The sequence below is a fragment of the Pararhodobacter sp. genome, assembly GCF_034676075.1.
GTDB lineage: Bacteria > Pseudomonadota > Alphaproteobacteria > Rhodobacterales > Rhodobacteraceae > Pararhodobacter.
Genome location: NZ_JAUCCQ010000009.1, coordinates 1 through 18,066 on the forward strand (window position 1 = coordinate 1; position 18,066 = coordinate 18,066).

At 61.4% G+C, this 18,066-nt stretch carries 16 protein-coding genes; 13 read left to right on the top strand and 3 right to left on the bottom strand.

The window, feature by feature from the left end:
* The 10 genes from VDQ18_RS05220 to VDQ18_RS05265 form a co-directional block, all read left to right on the top strand.
* Positions 1-311, top strand: a 311-nt coding sequence (locus tag VDQ18_RS05220) for a DUF2493 domain-containing protein (RefSeq protein ID WP_323019954.1), incomplete at its 5' end; no start/stop codon positions are given.
* Positions 312-396: 85 nt separating this feature from the next.
* Positions 397-672: a WGR domain-containing protein gene (locus VDQ18_RS05225; RefSeq protein ID WP_323019955.1), complete on the top strand. Its 276-nt coding sequence runs from the start codon at positions 397-399 to the stop codon at positions 670-672.
* A gap of 48 nt (positions 673-720) precedes the next feature.
* Positions 721-969, top strand: a complete 249-nt coding sequence (locus VDQ18_RS05230) for a FitA-like ribbon-helix-helix domain-containing protein (protein ID WP_054540688.1) — start codon at positions 721-723, stop codon at positions 967-969.
* Positions 970-972: 3 nt separating this feature from the next.
* Positions 973-1,395 (top strand): type II toxin-antitoxin system VapC family toxin, encoded by a 423-nt coding sequence (locus VDQ18_RS05235; protein ID WP_323019956.1) that lies wholly within the window; start codon positions 973-975, stop codon positions 1,393-1,395.
* Positions 1,392-4,139, top strand: a complete 2,748-nt coding sequence (locus VDQ18_RS05240; RefSeq protein ID WP_323019957.1) for a DNA methyltransferase — start codon at positions 1,392-1,394, stop codon at positions 4,137-4,139. The genes VDQ18_RS05235 and VDQ18_RS05240 overlap by 4 nt, the downstream gene beginning before the upstream one ends.
* A 10-nt stretch (positions 4,140-4,149) precedes the next feature.
* Positions 4,150-4,584, top strand: coding sequence for a hypothetical protein (locus VDQ18_RS05245; RefSeq protein WP_323019958.1), 435 nt, complete (start codon positions 4,150-4,152; stop codon positions 4,582-4,584).
* Complete coding sequence (locus tag VDQ18_RS05250; protein WP_323019959.1) at positions 4,581-6,629, top strand: pseudomurein-binding repeat-containing protein; 2,049 nt, start codon at positions 4,581-4,583, stop codon at positions 6,627-6,629. The genes VDQ18_RS05245 and VDQ18_RS05250 overlap by 4 nt, the downstream gene beginning before the upstream one ends.
* Positions 6,622-7,815 carry a GIY-YIG nuclease family protein gene (locus tag VDQ18_RS05255; RefSeq protein ID WP_323019960.1) on the top strand — a complete coding sequence of 398 codons (1,194 nt, stop codon included), beginning with the start codon at positions 6,622-6,624 and terminating at the stop codon, positions 7,813-7,815. Before VDQ18_RS05250 ends, VDQ18_RS05255 begins: the two co-directional genes overlap by 8 nt.
* A 508-nt stretch (positions 7,816-8,323) precedes the next feature.
* The gene (locus VDQ18_RS05260; protein ID WP_323019961.1) at positions 8,324-9,217 is read left to right on the top strand and encodes an abortive infection family protein; all 894 of its coding nucleotides are present in this window, start codon (positions 8,324-8,326) and stop codon (positions 9,215-9,217) included.
* 253 nt (positions 9,218-9,470) lie between these two features.
* Positions 9,471-10,499: a hypothetical protein gene (locus VDQ18_RS05265; RefSeq protein ID WP_323019962.1), complete on the top strand. Its 1,029-nt coding sequence runs from the start codon at positions 9,471-9,473 to the stop codon at positions 10,497-10,499.
* Positions 10,500-10,847: 348 nt separating this feature from the next.
* On the opposite strand, the gene VDQ18_RS05270 is transcribed toward VDQ18_RS05265, so the two are convergent.
* The 3 genes from VDQ18_RS05270 to VDQ18_RS05280 all read right to left on the bottom strand — a co-directional run bounded on the left by VDQ18_RS05270 (position 10,848) and on the right by VDQ18_RS05280 (position 12,556).
* Positions 10,848-11,018 carry a hypothetical protein gene (locus VDQ18_RS05270; protein ID WP_170119136.1) on the bottom strand — a complete coding sequence of 57 codons (171 nt, stop codon included), beginning with the start codon at positions 11,016-11,018 and terminating at the stop codon, positions 10,848-10,850.
* Positions 11,019-11,169: 151 nt separating this feature from the next.
* Positions 11,170-11,826, bottom strand: a complete 657-nt coding sequence (locus VDQ18_RS05275; RefSeq protein WP_323019963.1) for a hypothetical protein — start codon at positions 11,824-11,826, stop codon at positions 11,170-11,172.
* 10 nt (positions 11,827-11,836) lie between these two features.
* Entirely contained in the window at positions 11,837-12,556 is a 720-nt protein-coding gene (locus tag VDQ18_RS05280) for a ParA family protein (protein ID WP_109670734.1), read from the bottom strand.
* Positions 12,557-13,118: 562 nt separating this feature from the next.
* Here VDQ18_RS05280 and VDQ18_RS05285 point away from each other — a divergent pair.
* The 3 genes from VDQ18_RS05285 to VDQ18_RS05295 are packed head-to-tail and all read left to right on the top strand — an operon-like array spanning position 13,119 to position 18,019.
* Positions 13,119-13,721: a helix-turn-helix domain-containing protein gene (locus tag VDQ18_RS05285; RefSeq protein ID WP_323019964.1), complete on the top strand. Its 603-nt coding sequence runs from the start codon at positions 13,119-13,121 to the stop codon at positions 13,719-13,721.
* A complete protein-coding gene (locus VDQ18_RS05290) occupies positions 13,708-16,044 on the top strand; it encodes a relaxase/mobilization nuclease domain-containing protein (protein ID WP_323019965.1) in 2,337 nt (778 codons plus the stop codon). The genes VDQ18_RS05285 and VDQ18_RS05290 overlap by 14 nt, the downstream gene beginning before the upstream one ends.
* Positions 16,037-18,019 (top strand): type IV secretory system conjugative DNA transfer family protein, encoded by a 1,983-nt coding sequence (locus VDQ18_RS05295; protein WP_323019966.1) that lies wholly within the window; start codon positions 16,037-16,039, stop codon positions 18,017-18,019. Before VDQ18_RS05290 ends, VDQ18_RS05295 begins: the two co-directional genes overlap by 8 nt.
* Positions 18,020-18,066: the final 47 nt, after the last annotated feature.

Sequence of the window (18,066 nt, forward strand, 5' to 3'; positions counted from 1 at the left end):
GCCTGATCTGGGGCAAGCTCGACCAGGTCCGGACCAAGTATCCCGACATGGTCCTCCTGCACGGTGGCAGCCCGAAGGGCGCAGAGCTCATCGCCGCCAAATGGGCCGAGGCCCGGGGCGTGACGCAGGTCGCCTTCAAGCCTGACTGGACCAAGCACGCCAAGGCCGCCCCCTTCAAGCGCAACGACGCGATGCTCGACGTGCTCCCGGTGGGCGTCCTCGTCTTCCCGGGCAATGGCATTCAGGAGAACCTTGCCGACAAGGCCAAGAAGCTGGGCATCCCGGTCATGAAGTTCGAAAAGGGGGCGTAAGCCCCCTGTTTCCCTCGCAGCGAAATCGAGGTGGAAGCATAGGCTTCCACCTGATATTGTGTAAGAAACCTCACTCGATCACTACATGTACCATAGTCCGATCCAGCTTGATGTCTTCCCGACCGACGTGCAGATGCGCCGGATCGATCCGGCGCGGAACATGCGTCGCTACTATCGGCTGAGCGTGCAGCGCGATCTCTTCGGTCGTGCCAGCCTTGTGCGCGAGTGGGGCCGGATCGGTTTCCGGGGGCAGATGATGGTCGAGACGCACCCTGATGAGGGCAAAGCCATCACGGCTTTGATGAAGCTGGCAGCGGTGAAGAAGCGGCGGGGTTATGAGGCCCTACATTCAGGCGATTAGTCTTGATCGCATTGATTGCGACGATTACACTCCTCTCAGGAGGATATCATGGCAAGCATTACCATCCGGAACCTTGACGATGACGTGAAGCGCCGCCTTCGCATCCGCGCAGCCGAGCATGGCCGCTCGATGGAAGAGGAGGCGCGCGAGATCTTGCGCCATGTCGTCGGCGAAGCGAAGCCATCCCACGATCTTGCCGCGGCGATCCGGGCACGGGTCGCGCCGCTGGGTGGCGTTGATCTCGACCTTCCGCAGCGTGAAGCCATGCGTGAACCGCCCGCGTTCGACCAGGCCTGACGCATGATCATCCTCGATACGAATGTCGTCTCGGAGCTGTTGCGCCCGGCCCCTGAGCCCAAGGTCGAACACTGGCTGTCCGCTCAGGACGGACACAACGTCTACCTCACCTCGATATCGGAGGCAGAGTTGCGCTACGGCCTCGCGATCATGGGGAACGGCAAACGCCGCGCCGCGCTGGTTGACGCCGTGGACCGTATCCTGCGCGAGGACCTGGCCGGGCGCATCCTGCCCTTCGACAGCGACGCCGCGCAGTCCTATGCCACAATCGCCGCCGCACGTCGCGCCGCCGGGCGACCGATCGCCCAAGCCGATTGCCAGATCGCATCCATTGCCCACGCCTGCGGCGCCACCGTCGCCACACGCAATACGCCTGACTTCGAGGGCTGCGAGATCGACCTGATCAACCCTTGGACCGCCGCATGAACGCCGTTGAGATTGAACAAGCCGTTTCCGAACTCGCTGAGCAGCCTTTTGATGCGGCCGAGTTTCCCTATGCCTTCCTCATGGCCTTCGGAAACAAGGACACGACGATCAAGCGCCTGCGCACCGGCGCGTCGAACAAGTCCGACATTGGCGGCGTCCTGCAGACCAACAACATCCACCTTGCGACTTGCGCGCCGGGCGACATCGCGGCAACCCTCACTGCGCTGCGCGACAGCCCTGCCACCACCCGCGCCAAGGCGAAATTCATCCTCGCCACCGATGGCATCGACCTCGAGGCCGAGGACATCACCACTGGCGAAACCATCGCCTGCCGCTACGCCGATTTCCCCGACCATTTCGGCTTCTTCCTGCCGCTCGCCGGTATCTCCACCGTCAAGCAGATCCGCGAAAGCGCCTTCGACATCCGCGCGACCAGCCGCCTCAACCGGCTCTATGTCGAGCTGATCAAGGACAACCCCGACTGGGGCAGCGCCGACAAACGCCACGACATGAACCACTTCATGGCGCGGCTGATCTTCTGCTTCTTCGCTGAAGACACAGACATCTTCGTCAGCGACAACCTGTTCACCGCCACCATCGACCAGATGGCCAACCGCGACGGGTCGAACACGCACGAAGTCATCGGCGAGATCTTCCGCGCGATAAACACCGCCATCCCCAAACGCGCCGAGGCCAGGCTGCCCCGTTGGGCCGACACCTTTCCCTATGTGAACGGTGGCCTCTTCTCCGGCAGCACCGATGTGCCGCGCTTTTCCAAGATCGCGCAACGTTACCTGTCCCATATCGGCAGCCTCGACTGGACGCAGATCAACCCCGACATCTTCGGGTCCATGATCCAGGCCGTCGCGGATGAGGAGGAACGCTCGGTCCTCGGGATGCACTATACCTCTGTGCCGAACATTCTGAAGGTGCTGAACCCGCTCTTCCTCGATGACCTGCGGGCAGAGCTAGAGGCGGCGGGCGACAACGCGCGCAAGCTGGCCAATCTGCGCGCGCGCATGGCCAAGATCCGCGTCTTCGATCCCGCCTGCGGGTCGGGCAACTTCCTTGTCATCGCCTACAAGGAAATGCGCGCCATCGAGTATGAGATCAACAAGCGCCGGGGCGAGCCGCAGCGCCGCACCGACATTCCCCTGACCAACTATCGCGGGATCGAGCTGCGGGATTTCTCGGCCGAGATCGCGCGGCTGGCGCTGATCATCGCCGAATACCAATGCGACGTAACCTATCGCGGCCAGAAAGAAGCCCTCGCAGAATTCCTGCCGCTGGACGCGCGGAACTGGATCACCTGCGGCAACGCCCTGCGGCTGGACTGGCTGTCGGTCTGCCCGCCCACGGGGACGGGGGTGAAGTTTCAGGCCGATGACCTGTTCATGTCGCCGCTGGATCAGGCGCAGATCGACTTCGCGAACGAAGGCGGCGAGACCTATATCTGCGGGAACCCGCCTTATCTAGGGTCAACGTGGCAAAGCACTGAGCAGAAAGAGGATTTGCAGCGCATTTTCGAGGGGCGCACGAAAAGCTGGAAGTCGCTCGACTATGTCGCGGGCTGGTTCATGAAGGCCGCCGATTACGGGCTGCACACGCCCACCGTCTCGGCATTCGTGTCCACCAATTCGATCTGTCAGGGCCAGCAGGTGCCGATCCTCTGGCCGCTGATCTTCAAGATAGGGCATGAGATCGCCTTTGCCCATACCAGTTTCAAATGGGCGAACCTTGCCAGCCATAATGCGGGTGTGACCGTTGCGATTGTTGGAATTTCTAACGATGCAGGGCCTATCCGAAAGCTGTTCTCATTGGCTGATGATGGTGGGTCGGTCGTGAAAGAAGCGGACAACGTCAACGCCTATCTGGTGGCCGCGCCGAATGTGATCGTGGACAAAGCCAGTAGGCCGATGAATGGCACCGCCAACATGAGCTTTGGCAACAAGCCTGTTGACGGCGGACATTTGCTGCTGAACGCTGACGAAGTGCGCGCCCTCGGTCTGACCCCCGACCAACATGATAAATTCATTCGTCGCATTTATGGTTCAGCGGAATTTATTCGCGGCATCGAACGCTATTGCCTATGGATTGAGAACGATCATCTGCATGAGGCGATGGCAATTGATGCAATTCGCCAACGTGTAGAAGGCGTGCGCACGATGCGCTTGAATAGCCGCGACAAGAGCGCCAACGAGATGGCAAGTCGCGCGCATCAAATGCGTGAAATGCGGATCGGCAAGAATTGGACGCTTACAGTTCCTCGGACTTCTTCAGAAAATCGCCCATACCTGCCGAATGGGATCATTGATGCGCGGTCAACAGTGACCAGTGAAACATTCGCCCTATACGATGCCCCTCTCTGGAACATGGCTCTGATCGCCTCGCGCCTGCATCTGGTTTGGATCGCCACGGTCTGCGGCAAAATGAAAACCGATTTCCGCTATTCCAATACTATGGGCTGGAACACTTTCCCCGTACCCAAACTGACCGAAAAGAACCGCGCCGACCTTACAGCGGCGGCCGAAGGCATCCTTCTGGCCCGCGAGGCGCATTTCCCCGCCACCATCGCCGACCTCTACGACCCCGACAAAATGCCCGAGGGCCTCCGCGCCGCGCATGACCACAACGACGAGGTTCTGGAACGCATCTACATCGGCCGCCGCTTCCGCAACGATACCGAACGACTGGAAAAGCTGTTCGAGATGTATACGCGGATGACGACGAAGGTGAGCGCATGAGGGATCTGTCATGGCTCTAGAATACTACCGCGATCTTTTCCACATGGCTGTTTGTGACATAGCCAAGTCATCCGACAAGTTCAGCGAAAGACTTCGCATTGCTTGGGTTAATTATCTCTACAAAATACATTGGTCAGAGCTTGAGGCGATGCTGATGGAAGAAGACCTTCCCCTCTTCAAGAAGTTGAAGAAACGACTGCGGGATGATCTGAAAAAAGATGTGGAGCGGAAAAAGAAGCTGTTGCTCGAACAGACGGCAAATGCGCCTAGGCCGCTGTCGGAGGAACAGGCTTCAAACTATGCAAATGCTGAAACCGTCATCAGGGCAATGAACGGGAAACGGGCGTCACATACAGTCAGCGTGATAGTCGATTTCTACTCTGCAATTTGTCAAACAGTGGATTTTCAGCGCGAATTCTCAAAGGGGAGGCAAAGCCAGTCATGACCAAAGGTGTTCCCTCCGTCTCTGTCAAATACGCCGCCAATGGCAGCTCGACCAAGTCGAACGAGTTGGGCATGCGCGCGATGCAGGAACGCGCTTATGAGAAGCGGGGCGAGCAATACCTGCTGATCAAGTCGCCCCCCGCCTCGGGTAAATCCCGCGCGCTGATGTTCATCGCGCTCGACAAGCTGCACAATCAGGGCCTGCATCAGGCCATCGTGGTGGTGCCGGAAAAGTCCATCGGGTCCAGCTTCAACGACGAGCCTCTCAGCAAGTACGGCTTCTGGGCTGACTGGACCGTCCAGCCGCAATGGAACCTGTGCAATGCCCCCGGCGGTGATGACGGCAAGGTCGGGGCTGTCGGCAAGTTCCTAGCGAGCGGCGACAAGGTGCTGGTCTGCACGCATGCCACTTTCCGCTTCGCCGTCGACAAGTTCGGGATCGAGGCCTTCGACAATCGCCTGATCGCGGTGGACGAATTCCACCACGTCTCGGCCAACCCCGACAACAAGTTGGGAACGCATCTGGGCGCGCTGGTTGCCCGCGACAAGGTGCATCTGGTCGCCATGACCGGATCATACTTCCGCGGCGATGCCGAGGCCGTTCTGTCGCCCGAAGACGAGGCGCGGTTCGACACGGTCACCTACACCTATTACGAGCAGCTGAACGGCTATAAACACCTCAAGTCGCTCGACATCGGGTATTTCTTCTACTCCGGGTCCTACGCCGACGACATCCTCAAGGTGCTGGACCCGACCGAGAAGACGATCCTGCACATCCCGAACGTGAACTCGCGCGAGAGCACCAAGGACAAGCATCGCGAGGTCGAGCACATCATCGACGCTTTGGGCGACTGGCAGGGCACCGACCCTGCCACCGGGTTTCAACTGGTCAAGACGCCCGAGGGGCGGGTGCTGCGCATCGCCGATCTGGTGGATGATGAGCCCGCCAAGCGCGACAAGGTTTCAGCCGCTCTGAAGGACCCGGCGCAGAAGAACAACCGAGACCATGTCGACATCATCATCGCCCTGGGGATGGCGAAGGAAGGGTTCGACTGGATTTGGTGCGAACACGCCCTGACGGTCGGCTACCGCGCCAGCCTGACCGAGATCGTCCAGATCATCGGCCGCGCCACCCGCGACGCCGAGGGCAAGACGCGCGCGCGTTTCACAAACCTGATCGCCGAGCCTGACGCCGCGGCCGAGGCCGTGACCGAGGCGGTCAACGACACGCTGAAAGCGATCGCTGCGAGCCTGCTCATGGAGCAGGTGCTGGCCCCGCGTTTTAACTTCACGCCGAAAACCGCGAAAAGTGGCCCTGTCGAAGGGTTCGATTACGGGGACGGCGGCTATGATCCCAACAAGGAAAATGTCGGCTTCAACGAGGCCAGCGGGCAGTTCCAGATCGAGATCAAGGGCCTGGTCGAACCCAAGAGCAAGGAAGCCAAGCGCATCTGCCAGGAAGACCTCAACGAGGTGATCACAGCTTTCGTTCAAGACAAGACCACGATCGAACGCGGGCTCTTCGATGAGGAGCTGGTGCCCGAGGAATTGACGCAGGTTCGAATGGGAAAGATCGTCGGAGCAAAGTTCCCGGAGCTCAACGCCGAGGATCAGGAAGCCGTGCGCCAGCATGCGGTGGCCGCGCTGAACCTGACCCAGAAGGCAAAGGAGATCGCTCTTTCGAGCGGCGATGACACGCAGACTACGGGAAACACCGCGCTGATCGACGGGGTGCGCAAATTCGCCATGGATGTGCGTGAGCTCGACATCGACTTGATCGACCGGATCAACCCCTTCGGCGAAGCCTATTCGATATTGGCAAAGACGATGAGCGAGGAAAGCCTTCGGCAGGTTCAGGCCGTGATCTCGGCAAAGAAGGTGCAACTGTCACCGGACGAGGCCCGCGATCTGGCGAAGCGCGCCGTCAAATTCAAGCAGGAGCGGGGCCGTCTGCCTTCCATCACATCGCCTGATCCGTGGGAGAAGAAAATGGCCGAAGGCGTAGCATATCTCGCGCGCATGAAGCAGGAGGCTGCCAATGGCTAAGGGTTTCACCGACGAAGATGATGCCCTTCTTGCTGAGCTTGGCGTCGAGGTCGAGGTCAAGAAGCGGCTCAGCCGCACACCACGCGAAGAACGCATCATCGCAGGCTTTGAAGAGATCCTTCGGTTCGCCGATGAATTCGGTCGCCCGCCACAGCACGGTGAAGACCGCGATATCTTCGAACGTCTCTATGCAGTGCGCCTCGATCGGATCCGCGACTTACAGGAATGCCGCGATCTCGTCGCGCCCTTTGACAAACACGAACTTCTGTCAGAGGGCCCGATGCTCGTAGCGACGGACACGGATGAGCTCGATGATGACGCGCTTCTGGCGGAACTGGGTGTGGCGGTTGATGCATCCCCACTTACCGAATTGAAGCATGTCCGCTCTACCGCTGAGAAAAAGGCCGCCGACGAGGTCGCCAACCGTGAAAAATGCGAAGATTTCTCAAAGTTCAAGCCATTGTTCGAGATGGTCCAAAAGGAACTGGGCACCGGTTTGCGCGAAACGCGCCCTTTCGAGATGAAAGCGGAGATCGAGAAGGGCCGCTTTTTCATCGTCGGCGGTCAGAAAGCCTATGTTGCTGAAAAGGGTGAGACCATCACGAACGAGCAAGGTCGTACGGATGCTCGCCTTCGGGTCATTTTTGACAACGGCACCGAGAGCAACATGCTGATGCGCTCGCTCCAGCGCGCGTTGAACAAGGACGACGCCGGACGCCGGATCACTGACCCATCGGCAGGCCCACTTTTTTCGGACCAGACAATCGATGGCGATGAGGCGAGCGGGATCATCTATGTGCTTCGTAGCAAGTCAGATCATCCGCTCGTCACAGAAAACCGGGAACTGGTACACAAGATCGGCGTCACCAATATGAGCGTCGAAAAGCGGATCGCCGGCGCGCATTTGCAGCCGACGTTTCTGATGGCGAATGTCGAGGTGGTTGCGACATATGAACTCTACAACATCAACCGGTCCAAGCTGGAAAACCTGATCCACCGCATTTTCGAACCCGCACGGCTCGAAATCGAGATCATGGATCGCTTTGGAAGGCCTGTGGTCCCGCGAGAGTGGTTCCTCGTGCCCATATTCGCGATCAACGACGCGGTCGACAAGATCAGGGACGGCACAATAACCAGCTATCGCTATGATCCCCACGCTGCCGAACTCAAACGGATTTTGGGGTAGGATAGGCGATGGATCGGGACCGTCATACGCGTCGAGGGAAATGGTCAGAGGCAGGCGTCCCGAAAAAAGGCTGGACCTGTGTAGCGGTCGAAGACTTGGAAGAGCCCAGCCAACTCTGCGAGATGTGTGAGAGCGCCGAAATCCGGTATGCCCATATCATGGAGCATCCGGACTATCCCGGTTCGCTTCAGGTCGGCTGCGTTTGTGCTGAGCACATGGAAGAGGACTACAAGCGGCCCCGGGAGCGGGAGACGCGTCTCAGAAATTCCGCACGCCGCCGCGCCGCCTGGCCTTCTCGAAAGTGGCGCATATCCCGACAAGGCAACCCTTATATCAACACGGACGGGTTCAATCTGACAGTCTATCGGGAAGGAGCCGGATGGTCAGTGCGTGTCCTGAGAAGGGCATCGGGAGCTGTTCAGGTTGGTAGGAAGGCCTATTCAACCGAAAACGATGCAAAGCTTGCTGCATTCAATGCACTTCTCTGGGCGAAGGATCACTTGTAGCCATGCCCTTCCCGCTGTCGCCCCAGAGCATCGATGCGATCGCCGATATTATCAGCGGCGGGGGAGGGCATGACACGACGCCCCCCATCGGGATCTATCGCAGCGGGCCGAAGATCGAGAAGTTCATGCGCGCCTGCAATGTGGCCTTCACGGTGAGTGGCTCCCGCGTACCGTCGCTGGTGCAGTGCCTTATCAATCTCAACAACGGCTTTGATGCTGAGAAAGCGCTCCCAAAGATTATTGAGGCAGCCGCTGACCCACGCGATTTCATCCACGAGCCCGAGCGTCATGTCGCCGTGCTCGACCATCTCAACCGCGCGCTGCGCTTCGACGGCTTCGAGGTTCAACAGCAGGGCGGGCGGATGCGGCTTGTCGAGGCGGGCAAGAATGTCCCTGTCCTGGTGGAGCTGGCCGGTCTGTCCGAGGTGATCGACTTCGACACGGTGAGCCGCGATCTTGAACGCGCACTCGCTCATAGCCAGGCCGACCCCGAGGATGCAGTCACCGCCGCGTGCAGTACGGTCGAGAGCGTGTGCCGGTCGATCCTCATCGAGCTGGGGCAGCCGCTCCCTGCCAAGAAGGACGTGCAGGGGCTATACAATGCCGTGAAGCAACCGCTTGGTCTGTCCCCAGACCGTTCCGACATCGACCCCCTGATAGCGAATGACGTGCGGCAAATCCTTTCCGGCCTGGCCACGGTCATCGGAGGGGTAGGGGCTCTGCGCACCCACGGCGGCGACGCCCACGGCCGCGAGAAGGGCTTTGCCCGTGTTGACGCGCGGATTGCCCGTTTGTCGATCCATGCCGCGAGCACGGCAGCGCTGTTTCTGATTGAGACATGGCAACGGAAATTTCCTGCCCGCCCGCTTCCAAAAGTCGACGATCCAGCAGGGTAACGGCCAGTTTCATCCTGTCAGTAGCACCGGTTTTGGCCGGTCTTTTCTTCCTCGTTTTTGAAGGCGGCTGAATGTCCCCGCGCTTGTGTCCCAACTGAGCCCCAAGTGATGGCGACCGAATAGGCCGCCTCTTTACGCCCTTCCCGGCACGGAGGAGAGCGCCGTGCCAATGGAAGACTCCAAGTTGCCCTGCCAACATGCTATATTTAGGTTGGAGCGAACGGTACGCTACAAGATGTTCTGAGGTTGCGAGATGTTTGAAGAGACACAACGATTTTTGCGGAGCCTCGATGGCGGCGGCCAAGTCCCGGTCCTCATTGAGGACGACGAGGAAGGCTACTTTGACCGTGAATGCCCATCGGATGAATGCCTTTTCCAGTTCAAGATGCTCAGCGAAGATTGGCATAAGGCCAAGGAAGCAGAGCGGCTTCACTGTCCCGCCTGCGGCCATACCGATCACAGCGACCGTTGGTGGACACAGCAACAGGTCGAGCACATGCACGCGGCTGCCGTGGCGCAGATTCAAGGCGGCCTCAATCGAGCACTGAAAACCGATGCTGCCCGGTTCAACCGAAGCAGGCCGCGCGGCGGCTTCATTTCGATGACGATGAAAGTGGATTCCCGGCCGCAGCATGTCATGCTGCCCCCGGCCGCCACCGACCCAATGGCGCTGAAGATCACCTGCCCGTCCTGCGCCTGCCGCTATGCCGTGATCGGGGCTGCCTATTTCTGTCCCGCTTGCGGCCACAGCGCCGCCGAACAGGTCTTTGAGCAGACCATCGCTGGGATCAAGGCCACCCTGAAGGCGCTCGACCAGGTGCGCGCCGCCATGCCGGATCGCGACACCGCCGAAACCACCGTGCGCGTCGTGATCGAGAACGGCTTGCAGAACGCCGTCACCGCCTTTCAGCGTGTGGTCGAAGCACTGTTTGTGGAGCTTCCCGCGCCTCCTAAGACAAGGCGGAACGCTTTCCAGAACCTTGCCGAGGGCAGCACCCTTTGGCAGCAGACAACGGGGCAGGGCTATGACGCCCATCTCGACGCCCCCTCCCTCGACCAACTCGCGCGGGCGTTCCAGCAGCGCCATCTGCTTGCCCACCGGCAGGGACTTGTCGATGAGGAGTATATCGCCAAGAGCGGTGACACCCGCTACCGGCCCGGCCAGCGGCTTGTACTTCGCGCCGAAGGCGTCACCGAGGCCGTCGAGCTTGTCGAAAGGCTCGTTGCGGGGCTTCGGGATGATGCAAGCATTGCCCGTTCAAGGCAGGGGCCTTCACCATAAATACTGGCAGGGGCGCGGCGCCACGATATTTGAAGGCCACCGGCTTCCAGTCTGCCCTTGCCGCTCCGAGAACCGTGCGCGTGCGCTCGTGGATGATCGATCCGTTGCCTCTGTGATCCCTCGCCGCAAAAGCTACGCCTTCAAAGGAGCCGCATTAGCGTGGCGCGGTAGGTTGGACAGGGAGGCTGAAAGAAAAGAAATTGGGCCTGTCGGAACGGGTTCGGTGCCGACGTATGAGGTATAGAATTCAATTCTATACCTCATGATGCGCAGAATTCGGCGCGGCCTGCTGTGGGCCCGCACTCCGCACCGCCCTTGATCGCCTCGCCCGCAATCAGATCACGTGTGTCAGGCGGCGTCGCTAATTGGTTCGTAGCGAACGTCGGCCAAAGCATCGTCCAGCCACGCGGGCTGTAGATCGCCATTGTTCCATTGGTACAGGAAACCCACCAGATTGTCGGTCTTCTTGCAGAGGATGCGCATGATCGGTTCGCCAGTGAGGCGGGGTTTTGGGGTCATGACGCGCTCCTGCTATTTGGACCTCATAACTGGTTAAAGGGAGGTCAAAAATTTCTTGTCGGCGGTGTTAACGACAGGCTTATGCAACTGCAAGGTGTGGGCGGTAGCTTCGGCAAAAACCCACCGACAAAAGGACAAGTTGTCTTTATAATCAGGTTGTTGACGCATCATTTTCTGTATTCTGCGCTGCGGCGCGAACGGCAATCTCGTCCAGAAGTATGTCGATCTCCGCCCAGACGCGCGGCTCGATCTGGCCGCGGATCAAGGCCCACTTGCTGAGCACATCGAGGGGGTCATGGGCGTGCAGGATGGAAGTCAGCGCATTGGCATCGACAGCCAGTGAAGTGCGCGCGCGCCATTCGGTGATCCGCGTTCTCTGCTCTTCGGAAGGTGGGACGAACTCTGGCCCCAGCTGCCAGGTCTTCACGGCACGGCGCAGAGCGGCCCGGATGACATGGGCGGGGTCGACGCCGCAGTCGATCAGGGCTTCTTCCTGCCGTTCCAGCGCGTTCACCCGGATATCGATCTTGCGGGTGGCCGGAATGCGTCGGACCCTAGGCTGCGACGCCGTGGGCGCTGTTATGATCTCGGCCGCTGTCTCCTGGCTTGCTTGCGGCGAAGGCACGGAAGGCCTGCTTGGCGCCGGCGCTTGATCTTCATCCGCCACGTCTGCCGTCACGCTCATCGGCATCAGGACGGTCTCTTCCCGATCCGCCTCTTCCCTTCCCGGGTCTTTCTCCCCTTCGGGCAGAAGGGACGCAGCATAGGCTGGGTCGGGCCGGGTGATGGTTGGAATCTTCTTTCTCAACGCCCCACCCTCACGCGGCCAGGATGTTGTTGAGGATGTCGGTTGCCTCCTCAAGGGCCTCGACGACATGACGGACATGCGGGCGCATGAGTGGGTTTGGGTCGGCCTGCTTTTGCAGCGCGATGGCGTGGAGCAGGCCTTTCTCGTCCATCTCCTTGTAGACGTTGCGGCGCATCATCACCGTCTCGATCACCGGAAACCGGGCGATCGCCACTTCGATCAAGCCGGCATCCGCGCGCGTGGCTTTCGGGTCAACCATGTTCAGAACGACATGGTGACGCGGCAAGCTCGCCGGGTCATCGACGCGCGCGCGCAACCGTTCGAACCAGTCGGCGGTCTGCGCACCGACATCGAGATCCGAGGTCGAGAGCATGACCGGCGTTACAATGTGATCGGCGAGAACCGCGATCCCGTCCGACCATTCCGCGCCGACGCCTGCCGTGTCGATGAAGACGAAATCCGCCGAGTCCGCATCATAGACCTGTTCGATCTTGCGATCGACGGCCCCCACACTCTCGACCGAGATCGACCGTAGCAGAGGCGACCCCAGACCCGCCGCTTCAGCTCGTTCGTGCCAGGCGCCAAGCACTCCGGTGCTATCGGTGTCGATCAGCAGAACCCGGCGACCGGCAGCCACGGCAGCGCTGATCAGGGCGCGCGAGAGCGTGGTTTTGCCACTCCCCCCTTTCCGGGCCATCGCGGCGATGACCACGAGATTGTCATTGGGCATGGGGGGTGGACCTCCTACAAGAATAGTGAAACGCGACAAAGATGCAATAATGTCGCTAACCTGTTGGTGCATCGGCGTCAAGCGGAAGGCGGGATGCACGATGCGGTGGGCAGGATGCATTCGCCGTTACGCGTTTTGCAGCGACCAGACAGCGGGGCGCAGGGGACAGACGCCGCGATCCATGTTGCGCGATGCAGTTGCCAGAAGACGCACTGCATTCCGCAATCTCCAAAGGACGTAAAGCGCGGAACGCGACGCGGGGTGCACGCAACGCCGTGCATGAAGCGCGATGCGCGATGCGTGCTGCAATCGACACGGCCCACTTGCCCGAAGACGCGCTGCAGAGCGCAAAAGGCACCGTGCATAGGACGTGATGCACGGTGCAGGGAACGCGGGACGCGTTGCATTGAGCGCGTTGCGCGCTGCATTTGACAAAGGACGTCAAATCGGCCCGTGAGGCCGATTTTCTACATTGAGTACAAGCCCTTGGTGCCTTCTCCGCTTGTGCTGGGAGAAGGCGGGCTTGTACGAAGTTGGCAAGAAATAGGAACGTATACTTCACATGAGCAGCAGTCGCAGACTGACCGATCAGGAGCGCCGTCAGATCGTCCGGGAACGGGCGAAAGGCGTCTCGGTCAGTGCGATCAGTGCAGCGCTGAAGGTCTCGCCCAAGACCGTCTACAACGTGCTGAGCCGGGGCCGTTCTGCCGTCTCCGCCAACGACAGCCGCACCCGTGTGCTGACCATGCGGGTCACTGATCGCGACCTTCGCGGCTTCGATGCGGCTCTCGCGCGGCGCGGTATTGCCCATCGGTCAGACGCCATGCGCTGCCTGATGCTGGCCGCCGACGATCTCCTGCGCCCGGATGAGGGTATGACGGATGAGCTGAAAGGGATGAGCGCGGCGCTGAACCGGGTCGGCAACAACGTGAACCAGGTCGCGCGCCGCCTGAACGAGGCAAAGCTCAAGGGCGAGCGGCTGCCCTATACTCCCGCCAGTCATGCCGAGATCCGTGATCTCGCCGTGCTCGTCTTCGACATGGCCGACCAGATCCAGGAGATGTTCCGCGCGCGCCGCCGTGAACTGGACCTCGAAGTCTCCAGGGCCCTCGCCGGTCTGGCGCGGCAGGAAGCGGAGCAGGTGGCCGAACATGGCGCGGAGTGAGGCGCGCGGCGTCAGCCCCGCCCTCTTCGATCGCGACTGGAGCCGGGTCTCTGGCAGCTGGCAGGGGCTCGCCAGGAATGCCCAGATGGTCCGGGCTGCGCGCGGCTACTCCCCGGCCATCTTCAAGCCGATCTCGAAAGGCGGGTGCCATACCGGCGCCCAGCTCAAGGCCCAGCTCACGTACCTCACCACCAAGTCGAGCCACATCCTCGACAGTCGTGGCACACATGATGGCAAGAAGACCCTGTCCGAGGCCGAGATTGACCGGGTCGTGCGCCGCTTCGAGAACCAGTGGGGTGAGCGGCACAGCCCCAAGCTCGGCCATACCTCGCATCTCCTGATGGCATTTCCCGTGGGCACCAGCGGTGAGGAGGTGCGCGCGATCACGGAATCCGTCTGCGAGAAGTTCTTTCAAGGTGAGGGGTCGCAATTCGACTATATTGCTGCAATACACCAAGATCGCGCGCATCCACATGCGCATATCGTTCTGAACCGCCGCAGCAAGGATGGCGAAATGTTCTTTCTCGGGAAGGATCACCACTTCAACTACGACGCCTTCCGGGCGGCGATGGTTGACGCGGCGCAGGTCCACGGGATCCGGCTCGAGGCGACACGGCGTCTTGACCGGGGGGTCACGACCTACCGCGCCGAGATTGATGAGGTCTACAAGGCCCGTGACGAGGGCCGGCCGCCGGTCGAACGTCAGCGCACCGGGGCCGACCTGGCCGCCGCCCTGGAGACGGTGGCGCGCAACGTGCTGACCTATCGGGGTCTGGCTGCCGAGGCGTCCCGGTCGAACTTCGATGACGTGGCCGAGGCCCTCGAGCGGGCCAGCACCATCCTTGCCAGTGGCGGTCAGGTCCAATCTGACGGAGCCATCTATATGTCCCAAGACGAAACAGCGTTCGACACGCTGATCACCGAGTTTTCTCAGAATATCCGCCAGATCGAAGCCGCGATCGACCGGGCGCCTGCGTCCGAGCGGCCGGAAATCGAGCGCAAGCTGACCGATGTCCTGGCCTCCGTCGCGCATCTGAACCCTCTCGGGGACCGTTCGGCCGCACTGCTCGATGCGCCCTCCCGCGACGGCGTCTACGCGCGGGCCAACATGCGCGAAGACCAGATGGCGCGCCTCGACGATGATGCAGTGAAGGCTCGCCTCAGCGAGGCGCTGCAGGGCACCGGGATCGATCCCGAAGCCGTGGCCGCCCGCATGCGTGAGGGCGCAGGCAATGCCGCCCTTGAGCGCCAATGGCTGGCGCAGGATCTGCGCGCCATCGCCTCGGCGGGCGACCTTGATCTGGAGAAGGGCGAGGATCGCGAGGAAGCGCTGGACCGGCTGGAAGCCGTTCACGTCCGCCTGGGCGATACTCTGACCGATGCGCGCATCTTGCGGGCGGTCGAAGATGTCGGTGAGGCGGAAGATGCCGAGCGTCTGACGCCACTGGGCCGCGATCTCGACGACGCGGGACCGGACGCCTTCGCCCCGTCCGAGCGGCAGGACTTCCAGCAGCTGGTCGCCCAGTTCCGACGGACAGATTTCACCTACCCGTTCTCAGACGACCCTTCCGTGCGCAGGGCGGGTGCTGTCGAAGTGGAAGCAGCCCGCGCCGCCTTCAACGCCTATGCACAGCGGTCGCCTGATCATGCCGAATTGGCCTCGATGGCATGGGACAAAATCACCGACAGCCGCAAGCCACAGGAGTTCGCCGTCGAGGAGAAGGATCGCAGGCTCCACGCGGGTGATATGGACTTGGCTCTGCGCGATCCGACGCAACATCTCGGTCCGATCACCGAAGATGACCGCACCCTCGCGCGCTACCGCGCGGAAATGCCCGATGAAGAATTCGGGACGGCGGTGCAGGAGGAAATCAACCGCCTCCGCGCCATGGGTGCATCGCGCGCCTATATCAGCGAGCGGAGTTTCGACATCGAGGATCAAGCGCGGCAAGACTATGCCGAGCGGCGCTTCATGGCTGAGACCGCCCCTGATGTGATGACGTTCCTCCGGCGGGCCGAGGCCGAGGATGGCACAGCTCTCTCCGAAACCGCTGGGCAGCGCCTGATCAAGCAAGTCGACAGAAACCTCACGCCAAACGCGGTCACCGCACTGCGCGCCGGCCATGCAGATGTGCTGGACAAGTTCACCGAACATCCGCTGCGGCAGCTGGAGCTTGCGAAGGCCTATCTGGAAAGCAGCGAGGTGACTGCCCACGGCCCCGCCATGGAGCGGGTGCTGGATGCCCTGGCCGAAGAACAGATCGAGGCGCAGCGCGCGCGTCACGCGGCGACCCATGGCGAGAAGGGGATCACCCATGGATAAGGGCAAAATCGCGGGCGGGATCCTCAGCCTGACGCTGGTCGGCCTCGCCATCGGCTACGTCGTGGCCACAGGCTATCTGATCCTGCGTTATGGGCTGTCGACCGAGCGCATTGATTTCACATTGCTCGCGCGGGAATACCGCGGGCTTGGGACCACCGCCACGAAGGACTTCCTTTGGGTGAACCTGATCCTGGGCGGCTTTGGCATAGCCGCGCTCATGCTGAGCGTCACGCTTCTCGGCGACGCACTGACCCGGTTCGGCACGACACATTGGCAGACCAAGGCCGAGATGAAGCGCAACGGCTTTTTTGCCAAGCCGGGCGGTGGGTTCCTGTTGGGCAAGCTTGGTCGCCCGAAATCGAAGCGTCCCTTCCTCGTGTCAAAAACTTTCCCGCATGCGCTGATCGTGGCGCCGACGGGTCGAGGCAAGGGCGTGGGCTTCGTGATCCCGAACCTGCTGACCTACAAAGGCTCGGCCGTGGTGCTCGACGTAAAGGGCGAGAACTTCCGCGAGACCTCGCGCTTCCGCGCCAGCATGGGCGACAAGGTGTTCCGGTTCGCGCCGACCGACTGGGATCGGCCGACCCACCGCTACAATCCGCTGGCGCGTATCGCAGCTATGACCAACCCTGACCGGCAGCAGATGGAGTTGAAGCTGACCGCCAAGCTCTTCCTGCAGACCGACAACGAAAAGCTGAGCGGGCTACTGGCAGGCGGCATTGATCTGTTTGTGGCGGCGGGCCTTCTGGCCTTCGAGCGCGGCGTTCCGACCATCGGCGAGATCTACCGGATCACCGCCTCGGGCGGCGACAAGCAAAAGGAATACCTCAAGCGCGCACAGGAGGTGAAGAACAAGTCGGCCAAGCTGATCTTCGAGCGCATGGCCTCGACCAACAATGACACCCTGACCTCCTACCTGTCGCTCTTGATGACCTCGGGTCTCGACACCTGGGACAACCGTGCGATCGACGCGGCCACCGCGACCTCGGATTTCTCCTTCCGGGACATCCGGCGTCGCCCCCACGCCATTTATCTCGTGGTCGAGTCCGAGATGATCCGCCCGCTAGCTCCGCTGATCCGGCTCTTTTTCTCCGACCTGATCGCCTCGCTGCAGGCGCAAGAACCGGGGGACGACGAGCCTTGGCCGGTGATGATCATGCTCGACGAATTCGACCGCCTTGGGAAAATGCCGATCGTCGCCGAAAGCATCAAGACGCTGCGCTCCTTCGGCGGGAACCTCGCCATTGTCACCCAGACCATCCCGGCACTGGACGAGATCTATGGCGAAAACACGCGCCGGTCGCTTCAGGGCGGCGCGGGCGTGAAGCTCTACCTCACCCCGTCCGAGCAGAAGACCATCGAGGAGCTAAGCCAGGCGGTCGGCAAGACCACGAAGCGCGTGGTCACACGGTCCCGCGCGGTCGGGCGCAACCCGTTCGAGGGGCGCAGCGTTTCCGAGCGGACAGAGGATACGCCGCTCCTGACGGAAGACCAGGCACGCCGCATGGACCTCGACGAGGTGATCCTCGTGATCGACGCGCAGATGCCGATCCGGGCGCGGCGGATCAAGTATTTCGAGGACCCGATACTCAAGGTGCTGCATGCCGGTCAGGCGGGGAGTTTCCCGTACCCTGACGAGGACGGGCTGCGGCGGGATCGGCAGATGACCGAGACGCGGGAGACGGTAGAGAAGCTGAAGCTGGAACTGCGGGAGGTGCGGGCGGCTGCTGGGGCGCAGGGGCCTGGGACTGCGTCCTCGTCGATGACCGTTGAGCCACCTGCAACAGAGACGCAGGATCCTCAGCCAGCGCCATCAGGTCGGGCGCGCGGCCGCGCAGCACGCGCTGCAGCGGGTGGCGGTGGGTCCGGTCAATTGTCGTTCGATCTTGCTGGGCTGGGGCTCAAGGAGGCAGACAGGACCCAACTTGCGTCGGCTGTGCAGACGACGCGGTCGATCATCGAAGTTCATGGATGAGCGATGATGGCCGCTTCGCGGACAGTGTCGTCCGGGCCCACTGGGAC

Coding starts and splice junctions, on each gene's coding strand:
- VDQ18_RS05225 (WP_323019955.1), top strand. CDS start 397: ATGTACCATAGTCCGATCCAGCTTGATGTCTTCCCGACCGACGTGCAG.
- VDQ18_RS05230 (WP_054540688.1), top strand. CDS start 721: ATGGCAAGCATTACCATCCGGAACCTTGACGATGACGTGAAGCGCCGC.
- VDQ18_RS05235 (WP_323019956.1), top strand. CDS start 973: ATGATCATCCTCGATACGAATGTCGTCTCGGAGCTGTTGCGCCCGGCC.
- VDQ18_RS05240 (WP_323019957.1), top strand. CDS start 1,392: ATGAACGCCGTTGAGATTGAACAAGCCGTTTCCGAACTCGCTGAGCAG.
- VDQ18_RS05245 (WP_323019958.1), top strand. CDS start 4,150: ATGGCTCTAGAATACTACCGCGATCTTTTCCACATGGCTGTTTGTGAC.
- VDQ18_RS05250 (WP_323019959.1), top strand. CDS start 4,581: ATGACCAAAGGTGTTCCCTCCGTCTCTGTCAAATACGCCGCCAATGGC.
- VDQ18_RS05255 (WP_323019960.1), top strand. CDS start 6,622: ATGGCTAAGGGTTTCACCGACGAAGATGATGCCCTTCTTGCTGAGCTT.
- VDQ18_RS05260 (WP_323019961.1), top strand. CDS start 8,324: ATGCCCTTCCCGCTGTCGCCCCAGAGCATCGATGCGATCGCCGATATT.
- VDQ18_RS05265 (WP_323019962.1), top strand. CDS start 9,471: ATGTTTGAAGAGACACAACGATTTTTGCGGAGCCTCGATGGCGGCGGC.
- VDQ18_RS05270 (WP_170119136.1), bottom strand. CDS start 11,018: ATGACCCCAAAACCCCGCCTCACTGGCGAACCGATCATGCGCATCCTC.
- VDQ18_RS05280 (WP_109670734.1), bottom strand. CDS start 12,556: ATGCCCAATGACAATCTCGTGGTCATCGCCGCGATGGCCCGGAAAGGG.
- VDQ18_RS05285 (WP_323019964.1), top strand. CDS start 13,119: ATGAGCAGCAGTCGCAGACTGACCGATCAGGAGCGCCGTCAGATCGTC.
- VDQ18_RS05290 (WP_323019965.1), top strand. CDS start 13,708: ATGGCGCGGAGTGAGGCGCGCGGCGTCAGCCCCGCCCTCTTCGATCGC.
- VDQ18_RS05295 (WP_323019966.1), top strand. CDS start 16,037: ATGGATAAGGGCAAAATCGCGGGCGGGATCCTCAGCCTGACGCTGGTC.